A 13,309-nucleotide genomic window follows, 5' to 3' on the forward strand; every position below is an offset into this window, starting at 1 on the left:
TCCGCAACCTGACCGCACCATGAAATTCACCACCTACCTGCGCGATGGCGCGCCACGCCTGGCCGTCGTCGACGGCGCCGACTTCGTCGACCTGCACGACGCCCAGCCCCAGGTGCCCGCCGACCTGCGCGCCGCGCTGAAGGCCGGCGTGGACCTGCACGCCGCCGCGAACGCCGCACTGGCCGGCCCTTTCAAGCGCCAGGCGCTTGCCGGTGCCGCGCTCGCGCCGCTGGTGCCCGAACCCGGCAAGACCGTGTGCCTGGGCCTCAACTACTTCGACCATGCCAAGGAAGGCGGCCGCGAGAAACCCGACTACCCCTGGTTCTTCTACCGCGGCAGCTCCTCGCTGATCGCGCACGGCGACGCTGGCGTGGTGCCCCGCGTCTCCGGCAAGTTCGACTACGAGGCCGAGCTCGCCGTCGTCATCGGCCGCACCGTGCCGCGCCACACCACGCAAGCGGATGCGCTGCAATACGTGTTCGGCTACAGCTGCTTCAACGACATGAGCGTGCGCGACTACCAGAAGCGCACGCCGCAATGGACCATCGGCAAGAACTTCGACGGCACCGGCGGCTTCGGCCCGGTGCTGGTGACGGCCGACGAACTGCCGCCCGGTGCCGCCGGCCTGAAGATCCAGGGCCGCCTCAACGGCCAGGTGATGCAGGACGCCAACACCAGCGACATGATCTTCAGCGTGGCCGAGACCATCGCGCTGCTGGCCGAGGTGCTGACGCTGGAAGCCGGCGACGTGATCGTGATGGGCACGCCCGCCGGTGTCGGCCAGGCGCGCACGCCACCCGCCTGGATGAAGGCCGGCGACACCTTCGAAGTGGAGATCGAGCGCATCGGCACGCTGGTCAACCCCATCGTGAACGAACAGGCCTGACCATGCAGCAGCGCGTCTTCGATGTCGCCATCGTGGGCTGCGGGCCCTCGGGCGTGGTGGCCGCCGGCCTGCTGGGCCAGGCGGGCCTGAGCGTGTACGTGTGCGACCGGCTCACCGACGTGCACCAGATCCCGCGCGCCATCGCGCTGGACCACGAGATCATGCGGGTGTTCCAGCAGCTCGGCGTGGCCGATGCGGTGGCACCGTTCTGCGAACCTTTCACGCCCTCCGAGTACTTCGGCGTGGACGGCCAGCTGATCCGCCGCATGACCATGGTGGCGCCGCCCTTTCCGCAGGGCCACACGCCCTCGATGGTGTTCACCCAGCCCGAGGTCGAGAAGGTCCTGCGCGCGCGCGTGGCGCAGTTGCCCAACGTGGTGGTGGAACTCGGCGTGGAGATGACCGGCCTCACGCCGCACGACCAGGGCGTGGACCTCGCCATCGGCGGTGCGCAGGGCGAGCCCGCCCGCACCGTGCGCGCGCAATACACCATCGCCTGCGACGGTGGTTCCAGCGCGGTGCGCACCGCGCTGGCGATGCCGCTGGAAGACCTGGACTTCGACGAACCCTGGCTGGTGGTGGACGTGCTCATGAACGAGCGCGGCCTGGCCAAGCTGCCCCAGGTCAGCGTGCAGTACTGCGAGCCCGAACGGCCTTGCACCCTGGTCATCGGCCCGAAGAACCACCGCCGCTGGGAAATCTCGCTCAACCCGGGCGAAGACCCGAAACACGCCGCCACGCCGGAGGAAACCTGGCGCCTGCTCTCGCGCTGGATCACGCCCGAGGACGGCACGCTGTGGCGCCAGTCGAGCTACCGCTTCCACGCCCTGGTGGCGCAGCAATGGCGCCGGGGCCGCGTGTTCCTCGCGGGCGACGCGGCGCACATGCAACCGCCCTTCCTGGGCCAGGGCATGTGCCAGGGCATCCGCGACGTGAGCAACCTCGCCTGGAAACTCGCGGCCGTGCTGCGAGGCGAGGTGTCCGGCGCGAGCGCCGAGGCCCTGCTCGACAGCTACGGCGACGAGCGCAAGGCCCACGTGCGCGAACTCACCAGCCGCATCAAACACGTGGGCGCGGTGATCTGCGAACGCGACCCGGTGAAGGCCCGGGAGCGCGATGCGGCCATGCTGGCTCAATGCGGCGGCGTGGTGAAGGACACGCCGCGCCAGGACATCCTGCCCGCACTGACCACCGGCTGGCTCGCACCGCAGGAGCACGCCGCGCGCGGCAGCCTGTTCCCCCAACCCTGGCTGCTCAGCGGCCCGCAGCGCCAGCGCATGGATGCCATCGCCGGCAACGGCTGGCGGCTGGTGCTGGCCCCCGGCCAGGCCGTGCCCGGCGGGGCGGGCGCCCTGCCGTGGTTGCGCTGCGTCGCGCTCGGCACGGTGGGTGCGCTGGAGACCGACGGCGTGGCCGAAGCGTGGCTGCAGCGCCACCAGAGCGTGGCGGCGCTGGTGCGGCCGGACAACTATGTGTATGGCGTGGCCGGCACGACCGACGAAGTGGCGGCGATGGTGTCGGCACTCGCCACGCGGCTGGGCGTGGCGGCCGAGGCCTGCGCGGCCTGAGGCCAAGCCGGGCGCAGCGCCTCCACCCAATCCTCGAACGGCGGCGCGCCCGACTCCGCGCGGCGCAGCACGGCCGCCGGGTGGTGCACCACCCAGACCGGCAGGCCATCGGCCCGCACCTGCCAGCGCCCCAGGTTCTGCGCCACGCCCACACTCCCGCCGAGCAGGCTGGACGCGGCGGTGGCGCCGAGCGCGATCACCGCCTGCGGCTGGACGAGGCGGATCTCCGCTTCCAGCCACTGCTCACACGCTTCGGCCGCGCGCTGGCCGGGCGTCTTGTGCAGGCGCCGTTTCCCGCGCGCCAGAAAGTGGAAGTGCTTGACGGCGTTGGTGAGGTAGATCGATTCCACCGGCCAGCCGAGCTCGGTGATGGCGCGCCGCAGCAGCGCGCCCGCGGGCCCGACGAAGGGGCGGCCCGCGAGGTCTTCCTGGTCGCCCGGTTGCTCGCCCACGATCATCAGGCGCGCGCCCACGCGGCCTTCGCCCCAGACGACCTGGGTCGCGCTGCAGGCCACCGGGCAGTCCGTGCAGTGGCGCGCGCGGCGACCCAGGTCGTCCAGCTGCTCCTGCGGTGTGCGCGGTGCGCGCGCCGCCGCGCGAGGCGCGCCGATGGGCAGGCGGCGCTGCGACTCGCTGGCCTGCGCCACCATGCGCGCGCTGCGCTGCGGCGCGGTCTGGATCAGTTCGGTGATGGCCTGCGTCTCGGGCAGGTTGTGCCAGTAGCGGCGCGGCATCTCGCGCAGCATGGCGGCGGTCTTGAGCCGCGAAGGGTTGAAGATGCTGCGGTAGTAGTCGAGCCACAGGGCTTCGCCGGCGTCGGGCGGGGGCGCGAGCGAGCGGTCCACGCCGGGCGAGAACACAAGGCTTTCGCGGTTCCAGTGCACACACAGGCGCGGCGTGAGGATGGCCCAGCGCATGGCGGCGAACCGCTGCGCGAAAAAAGGTGCGGCCGCGCGCACGATGTGATGCACCGGCTCGAACCAGGCCACATAGCGCGTGTCGCCGCCATCGCCGTCCTCGATCGGGCGGAAGCGCACGAAGGCGTGCATCTTGTGGGTCTCGCGCCGCACCTCGCGCGCCATGCGCTCCAGCGCGAGGCGGCGCGGGTCCAGGGCGTCGCGCCAGCGGCGGGGGTCGGCCTTCACATCCAGCGCGAGCTCGTGCAACCGGCGGAAGCGCTCGGGGTGCGCGTGCTGCGCCACCGTGTCGGCCAGGTCCATGGCCTCGGCCGGCAGGTTTCGCAGGGCGCGCAGGGGCACGGCTTCGGGCGGCGGTGCGCTGGTGGGCGAAGCCGCGTCCTCGCCCAGCAGATCGCCCTGCCCTTCGGTGCCGTCGCGCCACACCACGTCGCGCGGCTCGGCACCGCAGGCGATCAGCGCCGACAGCGCGCGCAGCGAGGCGGGCACGTCGTTGGCGTCGTACTCGATCTGCCAGCGCATGGGCGTCTCAGGCAGCGGCGGGCGCTTCGGCCCAGCCGAACAGATCGGGTTGCTCGCCCACGGCGGGTGAGCGAGACCGTGGCCGAGCGAGGGGGGCCAGCGGCACCGCGCCGGGCCGGTGGTCCGGCAGGTGCACGAAGTCCAGCGCCTTGCGGCCCGCCGTGCCCAGGCGCTCCATGTCGGCGCGCCGCACCTGGCGCACGCGCCGCGCGTCGAGCAGGCGCTGCACCGAGTGCGCGCCCAGCCCGGGCACGCGCAGCAGGATCTCGCGCGGCGCGCGGTTCACATCCACCGGGAACCACTCCGGGTGCGCGAGGGCCCAGGCGAGCTTGGGGTCCATGTCCATGGACAGCATGCCGCCGGGCAGCACGAGTTCGCTCGCGTCGAAACCGTAGAAACGCATCAGCCAGTCGGCCTGGTACAGGCGGTGCTCGCGCACCAGCGGCGCGGCCTGCCCGGGCAGCCGGGCGCTGGCGTGCGGGATCGGGCTGAAGGCGGAGTAGTAGACGCGCTTGAGGCGGTAGCCCGCGTAGAGCCCGGCGCTGACCTGCAGGATGCTGCGGTCGTCCGACGCGTCGGCGCCGACGATCATCTGCGTGCTCTGGCCGGCGGGCGCGAAGCGCGGCGGTGGCGCGCTGGCGGCGGGCCGGCCGGGCAAGGAGCGGATCTGTTGCGCCTGCGTCTTCTGCTCGCGCGCTTCGTCCAGCTTCAGGCGGATGCCGGCCATCGACTGGCGGATCTGCTGGCTGCTCTTGCCCGGCGCGAGCGCGTCGAGCGAGTCCTGGCTGGGCAGCTCGATGTTGATGCTGAGGCGGTCGGCGTAGCGCCCGGCGCGCGCGAGCAGGGCCTCGTCGGCATCGGGGATGGTTTTGAGGTGGATGTAGCCGCGAAAGCCGTGCACCTCGCGCAGCTGGCGGGCCACCTCCGCGAGCTGCTCCATGGTGTAGTCGGGCGAGCGGATGATGCCGGAGCTCAGGAACAGGCCCTCGATGACGTTGCGGCGGTAGAAATCGAGCGTAAGGTTCACCACCTCTTCCACGCTGAAGCGGGCGCGCTCGACGTCGCTGGAGACGCGGTTGACGCAGTAGAGGCAGTCGTACACGCACCAGTTGGTGAGCAGGATCTTGAGCAGCGAGATGCAGCGCCCGTCGGGCGCGTAGCTGTGGCAGATGCCCATGCCCTCGTTCGACCCCAGGCCCTGCTGGTCGCTCGAATCCCGGCGCGTGCCGCCGCTGGAGGCGCAGGAGGCGTCGTACTTCGCGGCATCCGCGAGGATGCGGATCTTGCGGGCGACGGACATCATGCTGTAATTTTATACAGTATCTCGTCCGGGCGCTCGCCGGCTGTCACTTGGCGGCCGTCTTGCCCTACAGCGCGCCGATCACACCGAGGCCGGCAGGAGCAGTTTTCTGCTGACGAAGTTCTACGTGAAGGACTTCGCCGAGAACCTCATGATGCATTTGCTGGTGGAGGACGTGGACGCATGGTGGGCGCACGTCGAGGCGCAGCGGTTGGGCGAGCGCTACGGTGTGCGCGCCGAGCCGCCCGAAGACCGGCCCTGGGGCATCCGCGATTTCATCCTGAACGACCCGGCGGGCGTGTTGTGGCGCATCGGGCAGGACATCGAGGCGGCGTAGCCGATCAGCAAAGGCCTGCTCACACCTTCGAGAAGTCCGGCTTCCTGCGCTCCATGAACGCGCCAAACGCCTCGCGCGCGGCCGGCTCGCCCAGCATGCGGCCGAAGCTCGCGCCCTCTTCGGCCATCACGGCCATCACCTGTGGCGTCTGGTGCTTCTTCATCAGGCGCTTGGTCTCGATCAGCGCGCTGATGGGCTTGGCCGCGAGCTTGCGGGCCACGGCCTGCGCATAACCGGCCGCCTCCATCGGGGGCAGCACGCGGTTGACCAGGCCCACTTCCAGCGCGGCTTCGGCCATGAAGGGCTCGCCCAGCAGCAGCGCCTCGGCCGCACGGTGGTAGCCCAGCATCTGTGGCACCAGCAGGCTGGACGCGGCCTCGGGGCACAGGCCGAGGTTGACGAAGGGCAGGGAGAAGGCGGCGTTGTCGCCGGCGTAGACCAAGTCGCAATGGAACAGCATCGTGGTGCCCACGCCCACGGCCGGGCCGCACACCGCCGCCACCAGCGGCTTGGGAAACTGCGCGATGCCGCGCAGGAAGCGGAACACCGGCGAATCCGTGCCGGCCGGCGGGTTGTTGAGGAAGTCGGCGATGTCGTTGCCGGCCGAGAAGATGGTCTCGTTGCCCTGGAGCACGACGCAGCGCACGGCGGCGTCGTCCTGCGCGGCCTGCAGCGCGTCGGCCAGCTGGCCGTACATGGCGGCGGTGATGGAGTTCTTCTTGTCGGGGCGGTTGAACGTGAGGGTGCTGACGCCGGCTTCGGTGTGGACGAGGATGTCGCTCATGGGTGTCTCTCAGTGTGCGAAGAAAGGACCCGCAAATTACCACGAACGGGCGTGCTTTTTTCGAGGCGGGCCGCCCAGGGGCTGACCGGTGCGTGACAGGGTGTTTCCGGCCACGCCCGGGACACGGCCGCCGCCTACACTTGCCGCTTCCGGGCGCCATGGCGCCGCCGTTGTCCACAGGTGCCGTTCCATGCCAGCCCGACTCACCGCCCTTCTCGTCCATGGCCTCGCCGGCGCGCTCGCCCTGCTGCTGGCCGGCGCACCCGCGCTGGCGCAGCAGGCACCCGCGCCGAAGGCCGAGCGCCCGCGCGTGGGCCTGGTGCTCTCGGGCGGCGGGGCGCGCGGCTTCGCGCACGTGGGTGTGCTCAAGGCGCTGGAGGCGGCTCGCGTGCCGGTGGACCTGATCGTGGGCACGTCGATGGGCGCGATCGTGGGCGGGCTGTACGCCAGCGGCATGACGGCGGACGAGCTCGAGCGCGAGATCCTGGCGGTGAACTGGGGCGACCTGTTCGACCGCCGCGAGCCGCGCCAGCTGCTGTCGCAGCGCCGCAAGGAAGAGGACTTCGAGCTCTCGCCGGTGCTGATGCTGGGTTTTCGCGACGGCGCCTTCGTGCTGCCCACGGGCGCGGTGTCCACCCGCTCGCTGGAAATGCTGCTGCGGCGCTACACGCTGTCCACGCGCCACCTGGCCAGCTTCGACGGCCTGCCCACGCCGTTTCGCGCGGTGCGCACCGACATGGAGACCGGCAAGGCCGTGGTGCTGGACCGCGGCGACCTCGCGGCCGCGCTGCGCGCGAGCATGTCGGTGCCGGGCGTGTTCTCGCCGCTGGCGGTGGACGGGCGCATCCTGGGCGACGGCGGGCTGGTGGACAACCTGCCGGTGGCCGTGGCGCGGCGCATGGGCGCGGACGTGGTGATCGCGGTCAACATCGGCACGCCGCTGGCCGGGCGCGAGACGCTGGGCAGCGTGGTGGGCATCACCACGCAGATGGTGAACATCCTGACCGAGCAGAACGTGCAGGCCAGCATCGCCACGCTGACGCCGAACGACCTGCTGCTGACGCCGCCGCTGGGCCAGCTCACCTCGTCTGATTTCGGCCGGGCGCCCGAGCTGGTGAAGATCGGCAACGACTACGCCAAGACGGTGGGCGACGCGCTGGCCCGGTTCTCCGCGGAGGCGCCGCGCTACGAGCGCTGGGTGGCCGCGCGCGAGGCGCAGGAGAAAGCCAACACGGGGCGCATCGGCACCGTGGCCTCGGTGACCTTCGAAGGCGTGAACGAGATCCGCGCCGAGCGCCTGGCCACCGCGCTGGACACCTCGGAAGGCCAGCGGCTGGACGTGCCCAAGCTGGAGAACGACCTGCAGCGGCTCGCGGCCATGGGCGACTTCGAGGCCGTGGACTACACCCTGACGCGGCGCGAGGACGGCGCCGAGGACCTCAAGGTGCACCTGCGCGAAAACACCTGGGGCCCGAACTACCTGCGCGTGGGGCTGGACCTGCGCACCGACTTCCAGGGCCAGGGCGCGTTCAACCTGCGCATCAGCCACAACCGGCATTGGCTCAACGACACCGGCGCCGAGTGGCGCAACCGGGTGCAGGTGGGCGAGACGCTGGGCCTCTATTCCGAGATCTACCAGCCGCTGACCCTGCGCAGCGACCGCTTCGCGGCGGCCTACGTGGACGCGAACCTGCGCAAGGTGGAGCTGTTCGGCACCGAGGGCGAGGCCCTGGCGCTGGTGCAGCGGCAGAGCCTGCGCGTGGGCGCCGACATCGGCTGGCCCATGGGCCTGCTCGGCAACGTGGGCGACATGCGCGTGGGCCTGGTCGCGGCGCAGCGCAAGGTGACGCCGGAGCTGCTGGCCGCCGCCATCCCGGCCGGCGCCACCACCTCGCTGAAGTGGCGCGAGGTCGGCGTGCGCGGCGCGGTGATCGCCGACCAGCTGGACTACGCGAACTTCCCCTCGCACGGCTACCGCGCGCAGGGCGAGGTGGTGTTCGGCCGGCGCAGCTTCGACGGCGCGCCCAGTGGCAGCTTCACCAGCTTCGAAGGCACGGCCACGGCCGTGAAGAGCTGGGGCCCGCACACCTTCAACTTTGGCGCACGCCTGGCGAAGACGAGCCAGATCCCGCTGGGCGCGATCGACGAGTATTCGCTCGGCGGTTTCCAGCAGCTCTCGGGCTACCGCGTGGGCCAGGTGGCGGGCAACTACCTGGTGTTCGGCCGCCTCACCTACTACCAGCGCCTGCCCTGGAGCGTGGGCGTGGCGCGCGCGCTGTTCGTGGGCGGCTCGCTGGAGGCCGGCAACGCCTGGACGGCGCGCCGGGACATCTCATTGGGCGACCTGCGCGCGGGCTCCAGCCTGTTCGTGGGCGCGGACACCGGCATCGGCCCGCTCTACCTGAGCATCGTGAGCGCGCCGCGCGGCTACACCGGGCTCTACCTGTTCCTCGGCAGACCCTGAGCGCGGGTCACTCCTTGTAGTAGACGATCTGGTGCGTGGTCGCCAGCAGCACACCGGCCTCGTTCCAGAGCTGCGCGGTCTGGTCGAAGAAGCCGTTGCGAAAGGCCTGGGCGCGCGCCTGCGCGAGCAGCCAGCCGCTGCCGGTGGCGGCGTGTTCGGCCGAACCGGCGTGGAAGTACACCGTCATGGACACCGTGCCCGTGGGCACGCGCGTGGCGCGGCGCAGCCAGATGCGCGGGTAGAACACGTCGGCCAGCGCGGACAGGCTGGTGAAGTCGAGCCCGCGCCGCGGTTCGTCGCGCACCCACATCTGGATCAGGCTGGTGTCGCCCTGGCCGTCCCAGCGCTCGGGGATGATGCCGGTGACGAAATGCATGGCGTAGCGCTGAGGCCAGGCCACCTGCGGCGCGATCGAGGCCCGCGCGATGCGGTCGGGCGCGGGCACGTCGGGCATGGGCTCGTCGTCCACGCCCCAGGTCTCACGCCGCACGGCGGTGACGGCGGTGGCCGTGAGCACGGTGGCGGGCGCGCCACTCGCATCGGGCTGGGTGATCTCCATCACCCAGTGCTGCGTGGAGCGGTTGGTGCGCACCGGCCGCGCGGTGACGGCGAATTCACCATCGGCCAGCGCGGCGGCGTAGTTCACCGTGAGCGAGATCGGCTCGCCCAAGCGCTCGGGGTGCTGCATCACCGACTGCATGGCCGTGGCGGCCGTGATGCCGCCGAACGGCCCCACCATGTTGGCGTAGGCGGGCGAGGTGGCGCCGCGGTATTGGTGGGCGCCGGTGGGGTGCAGCGCGACGGCCTGGTCGAGAGCGTGTGTGGTGGTCATGCGATGAGTGTGCAAGAAGGCGCGCGAGCGCGCCGTCCTGCCCGCGACACGGTGCTCAGACCCGCTCGAAAATACCTGCGGCCCCTTGGCCCATGCCCACGCACATCGTGACCATGCCGTACTTCTTGTTGTGCCGCTTGAGCGCGTGCACCACGGTGGCCGAGCGGATGGCGCCGGTGGCGCCCAGCGGGTGGCCCAGCGCGATGGCGCCGCCCATGGGGTTGACCTTGCTCGGGTCCAGGCCCAGGGTGTTGATGACGGCGAGCGACTGCGCGGCGAAGGCCTCGTTGAGCTCGATCCAGTCGATCTGGTCCTGCGTGAGGCCGGCGTACTTCAGCGCGGCGGGAATCGCCTCGATCGGGCCGATGCCCATCAGGTGCGGCGGCACGCCGCGCGAGGCGTAGCTCACGAAGCGCGCCAGCGGCGTGAGGCCGAAGCGCTTGATGGCCGCTTCGCTGGCCAGGATGAGCGCGCCCGCGCCGTCGCTGGTCTGCGAGCTGTTGCCGGCGGTGACCGAGCCGCGCGCGGCGAACACCGTGCGCAGCTTGGACAGGCCTTCGATGGAGGTGTCGGGCCGCGCGCCTTCGTCCAGGCTCACGGTGCGCGTGCTCGTGCTGACCTCGGCGCTTTCCAGATTGACGCTGCGTTCGGTCACTTCCACCGGCGTGATCTCGTCGCTGAACTCCCCGTTCTTCATGGCCAGCACAGCGCGCTGGTGCGACTGCAGGGCGAAGGCGTCCTGCGCCTCGCGCGAGACCTTCCACTTCTGCGCCACCTTCTCGGCCGTGAGGCCCATGCCGTAGGCGATGCCGTAGCTCTCCACGTCGTCGGTGTTGCGGAAGATGGTGGGCGAGAGGCTGGGCGAGTTGCCCATCATGGGCACCATGCTCATGCTCTCGGTGCCGGCGGCGATCATCACGTCGGCCTCGCCCACGCGGATGCGGTCGGCCGCCATCTGCACGGCCGACAGGCCCGAGGCGCAGAAGCGGTTGACGGTGATGCCGCCCACGCTGTTGGGCAGGCCGGCCAGGATGGCGCCGATGCGCGCCACGTTCAAGCCCTGCTGGGCCTCGGGAATGGCGCAGCCGCAGATCACGTCTTCGATGGCCTTGGGGTCCAGGCCCGGGGCCTGCGCCAGCGCCGAGCGCAGCGCCAGGGCGAGCATGTCGTCCGGGCGCAGGTGCTTGAAGGAACCCTTGTGCGAACGGCCGATGGGGGTGCGGGTGGCGGCGACGATGTAGGCGTCTTGAATCTGTTTGCTCATGTCGTGTCCTTAGTTGCGGACGGGCTTGCCCGTGTTGAGCATGCCGAGGATGCGTTCTTGTGTCTTGGGGTGCACGATCAGCGAGCAGAAGGCCTGGCGCTCCAGCGTCATCAGGTAGTCCTCGTTCACCAGCGTGCCGGGTTCGACGTCGCCGCCGGTCACCACGTTGGCGATCAGCGAGGCGATGTGGAAGTCGTGCTGGCTGATGAAGCCGCCGTCGCGCATGTTGACCAGGCTGCCCAGGATGGTGGCCTTGCCGTCGCGGCCGGCCACCGGGAACAAGCGCCTGTGCGGCGCGCGGTAGCCGCCGTTGAACAGGCCCTTGGCCTCGTTGATGGCGACGTACAGCAGCTCGTCCTTGTGCGGCACGATCACGTCGGAGTGCAGCACGTAACCGAGCTGGCGCGACTCCAGCGCGCTGGTGCCCACCTTGGCCATGGCGGCGGCGGTGAAGCCTTCGGTGAGGAAGGGCAGCAGGTCCTTGCCGGTCGAGGTCTCGGCGTTCTCGGCCGCGCGGCGGGCGATGTAGGTCAGGCCGCCGGCCCCGGGCACCAGGCCCACGCCGACTTCCACCAGGCCGATGTAGCTTTCCATGTGCACCACGCGGCGCGCGCTGTACACGGCCATCTCGCAGCCGCCGCCCAGCGCCAGGCCGCGCACGGCGGAAACCACCGGCACGTTGGCGTAGCGCAGGCGCAGCATGGTCTGCTGCATGAAGCCTTCGGCGTCTTCGATGGCGCTCACGCCCACGGCCATGAAGGCCGGCAGCATGGCCTGCAGGTCGGCACCGGCGCTGAAGGGCTCGTCACCCGACCAGATCACCAGGCCCTGGTACTCCTTCTCGGCCAGGTCCACGGCGGCCATCAGGCCTTCGCACACCTCGGGGCTGATGGCGTGCATCTTGGTCTTGATGCTGGCGATGAGCACCTGTTCGTCCAGCGTCCAGAGGCGGATCGAATCGTTCTCTTCCAACGTACTGCCGGCGGTCTCGAACTTCGGACCGGCTTCACCGAGCAGCAGCTCGGGGAAGTGCTGGCGCTGGTAGACCGGCAGTTGCAGGCGCGCCTCGAACGTGCCCTTGGTGGGGTTCCACGAACCCTGCGCGGTGTGCACGCCGCCAGCCTCGGCCACCGGGCCCTTGAACACCCAGTCGGGCAGCGGCGCCTTGCTCAGGGCCTTGCCGGCGTCGATGTCTTCCTGGACCATCTTCGCCACCTCGAGCCAGCCGGCTTCCTGCCAGAGCTCGAACGGGCCCTGCTTCATGCCGAAGCCCCAGCGCATGGCCTGGTCCACGTCGCGCGCGGTCTCGGCGATGGTCGCCAGGTGCACGGCGGCGTAGTGGAAGCTGTTGCGCAGGATGGCCCAGAGGAACCGGCCTTGCGGGCCTTCGCTGTTTCGCAGCAGTTTCAGGCGCTCGGCGGCCGGGCGCTTGAGCATGCGGCCGTAGACCTCATCGGCTTTCTCGCCGCCGGGCACGTACTCGCCGCTCTCCAGGTCGAAGCGCAGGATGTCGCGACCGACCTTCTTGTAGAAGCCGGCCTTGGCCTTCTGGCCCAGGTTGCCGGCCTCGATCAGCGCCTTGAGCACCGGCGGCGTGCCGAAGCTGCCGTAGAACGGGTCGGTCTCCAGGCTCAGGTTGTCCTGCAGGGTCTTGACCACGTGGGCCATGGTGTCCAGGCCCACCACGTCGGCGGTGCGGAAGGTGCCGCTGCTGGCGCGGCCCAGGCGCTTGCCGGTGAGGTCGTCGACCACGTCGTAGGTCAGGCCGAAGTTCTCCACCTCCTTCATGGTGGCCAGCATGCCGGCGATGCCGATGCGGTTGGCCACGAAGTTGGGCGTGTCCTTGGCGCGCACCACGCCCTTGCCCAGGCCGCTGGTGACGAAGGTCTCCAGGTCGTTGAGGATCTGCGGCTCGGTGGTGGGCGTGGCGATCAGCTCCACCAGCGTCATGTAGCGCGGCGGGTTGAAGAAGTGGATGCCGCAGAAGCGCGGTTTGATCGCCTCGGGCAGGGCTTCGCTGAGCTTGGTGATCGACAGGCCCGAGGTGTTGGACGCGACGATGGCGTGCTCGGCGATGAAGGGCGCGATCCTGGTGTAGAGGTCGAGCTTCCAGTCCATGCGCTCGGCGATGGCCTCGATGATGAGGTCGCAGTCGCGCAGCTGCTCCATGTGCTCTTCGTAGTTGGCCTGGCCGATGAGGTCGGCGTCGGCCGCGACGCCCAGCGGCGAAGGCTTGAGCTTCTTCAGGCCTTCCACCGCGCGGGTGACGATGCCGTTCTTCGGGCCTTCCTTCGCGGGCAGGTCGAACAGCACCACCGGCACCTTGACGTTGACCAGGTGCGCAGCGATCTGCGCGCCCATCACGCCTGCGCCGAGCACGGCGACTTTCTTCACTTGAAATCGGTTCATTGGTTTTCCATGAAAGGGGTCGGACG

10 protein-coding genes are annotated in these 13,309 nt (G+C 70.4%); 4 read left to right on the forward strand and 6 right to left on the reverse strand.

The annotated features are described in order from the left end of the window. The first annotated feature begins 19 nt into the window (after nt 1-19). Complete coding sequence (locus ACFJI0_RS19285; RefSeq protein ID WP_382321921.1) at nt 20-886, forward strand: fumarylacetoacetate hydrolase family protein; 867 nt, start codon at nt 20-22, stop codon at nt 884-886. Nucleotides 887-888: 2 nt separating this feature from the next. Then, nucleotides 889-2,454, forward strand: a complete 1,566-nt coding sequence (locus tag ACFJI0_RS19290) for a bifunctional 3-(3-hydroxy-phenyl)propionate/3-hydroxycinnamic acid hydroxylase (protein WP_382321922.1) — start codon at nt 889-891, stop codon at nt 2,452-2,454. Here the strand turns inward: ACFJI0_RS19290 and ACFJI0_RS19295 are convergent. Both ACFJI0_RS19295 and ACFJI0_RS19300 read right to left on the reverse strand, forming a co-directional pair. Continuing rightward, nucleotides 2,355-3,893 (reverse strand): UdgX family uracil-DNA binding protein, encoded by a 1,539-nt coding sequence (locus tag ACFJI0_RS19295; protein WP_382321923.1) that lies wholly within the window; start codon nt 3,891-3,893, stop codon nt 2,355-2,357. The genes ACFJI0_RS19290 and ACFJI0_RS19295 overlap by 100 nt on opposite strands. A 7-nt stretch (nt 3,894-3,900) precedes the next feature. Further along, a complete protein-coding gene (locus ACFJI0_RS19300) occupies nt 3,901-5,193 on the reverse strand; it encodes a putative DNA modification/repair radical SAM protein (RefSeq protein ID WP_382325733.1) in 1,293 nt (430 codons plus the stop codon). A 127-nt stretch (nt 5,194-5,320) separates the two neighbouring features. Here ACFJI0_RS19300 and ACFJI0_RS19305 point away from each other — a divergent pair, with 127 nt between their 5' ends. Then, complete coding sequence (locus tag ACFJI0_RS19305; RefSeq protein WP_382321925.1) at nt 5,321-5,530, forward strand: VOC family protein; 210 nt, start codon at nt 5,321-5,323, stop codon at nt 5,528-5,530. Nucleotides 5,531-5,549: 19 nt separating this feature from the next. Here ACFJI0_RS19305 and ACFJI0_RS19310 read toward each other — a convergent pair whose 3' ends face one another. Beyond that, nucleotides 5,550-6,314: an enoyl-CoA hydratase gene (locus ACFJI0_RS19310; protein WP_382321926.1), complete on the reverse strand. Its 765-nt coding sequence runs from the start codon at nt 6,312-6,314 to the stop codon at nt 5,550-5,552. Between the two features lie 190 nt (nt 6,315-6,504). Here ACFJI0_RS19310 and ACFJI0_RS19315 point away from each other — a divergent pair, with 190 nt between their 5' ends. Beyond that, nucleotides 6,505-8,778, forward strand: a complete 2,274-nt coding sequence (locus tag ACFJI0_RS19315) for a patatin-like phospholipase family protein (protein WP_382321927.1) — start codon at nt 6,505-6,507, stop codon at nt 8,776-8,778. A gap of 7 nt (nt 8,779-8,785) precedes the next feature. Here ACFJI0_RS19315 and ACFJI0_RS19320 read toward each other — a convergent pair whose 3' ends face one another. The 3 genes from ACFJI0_RS19320 to ACFJI0_RS19330 are packed head-to-tail and all read right to left on the reverse strand — an operon-like array spanning nt 8,786 to nt 13,283. Further along, nucleotides 8,786-9,610: an acyl-CoA thioesterase gene (locus tag ACFJI0_RS19320; RefSeq protein WP_382321928.1), complete on the reverse strand. Its 825-nt coding sequence runs from the start codon at nt 9,608-9,610 to the stop codon at nt 8,786-8,788. Between the two features lie 55 nt (nt 9,611-9,665). Continuing rightward, nucleotides 9,666-10,874 carry an acetyl-CoA C-acyltransferase gene (locus ACFJI0_RS19325; RefSeq protein ID WP_382321929.1) on the reverse strand — a complete coding sequence of 403 codons (1,209 nt, stop codon included), beginning with the start codon at nt 10,872-10,874 and terminating at the stop codon, nt 9,666-9,668. A 9-nt stretch (nt 10,875-10,883) separates the two neighbouring features. After that, nucleotides 10,884-13,283 (reverse strand): 3-hydroxyacyl-CoA dehydrogenase NAD-binding domain-containing protein, encoded by a 2,400-nt coding sequence (locus ACFJI0_RS19330; protein WP_382321930.1) that lies wholly within the window; start codon nt 13,281-13,283, stop codon nt 10,884-10,886. Between the last annotated feature and the right edge of the window lie 26 nt (nt 13,284-13,309).

Source organism: Hydrogenophaga sp. UC242_53 (assembly GCF_042696965.1).
GTDB lineage: Bacteria > Pseudomonadota > Gammaproteobacteria > Burkholderiales > Burkholderiaceae_C > Hydrogenophaga.

Bases quoted from the DNA above. Each gene is read 5' to 3' on its own strand.
- ACFJI0_RS19285 (WP_382321921.1), top strand. From the start codon at position 20: ATGAAATTCACCACCTACCTGCGCGATGGCGCGCCACGCCTGGCCGTC.
- ACFJI0_RS19290 (WP_382321922.1), top strand. From the start codon at position 889: ATGCAGCAGCGCGTCTTCGATGTCGCCATCGTGGGCTGCGGGCCCTCG.
- ACFJI0_RS19295 (WP_382321923.1), bottom strand. From the start codon at position 3,893: ATGCGCTGGCAGATCGAGTACGACGCCAACGACGTGCCCGCCTCGCTG.
- ACFJI0_RS19300 (WP_382325733.1), bottom strand. From the start codon at position 5,193: ATGTCCGTCGCCCGCAAGATCCGCATCCTCGCGGATGCCGCGAAGTAC.
- ACFJI0_RS19310 (WP_382321926.1), bottom strand. From the start codon at position 6,314: ATGAGCGACATCCTCGTCCACACCGAAGCCGGCGTCAGCACCCTCACG.
- ACFJI0_RS19315 (WP_382321927.1), top strand. From the start codon at position 6,505: ATGCCAGCCCGACTCACCGCCCTTCTCGTCCATGGCCTCGCCGGCGCG.
- ACFJI0_RS19320 (WP_382321928.1), bottom strand. From the start codon at position 9,610: ATGACCACCACACACGCTCTCGACCAGGCCGTCGCGCTGCACCCCACC.
- ACFJI0_RS19325 (WP_382321929.1), bottom strand. From the start codon at position 10,874: ATGAGCAAACAGATTCAAGACGCCTACATCGTCGCCGCCACCCGCACC.
- ACFJI0_RS19330 (WP_382321930.1), bottom strand. From the start codon at position 13,283: ATGAACCGATTTCAAGTGAAGAAAGTCGCCGTGCTCGGCGCAGGCGTG.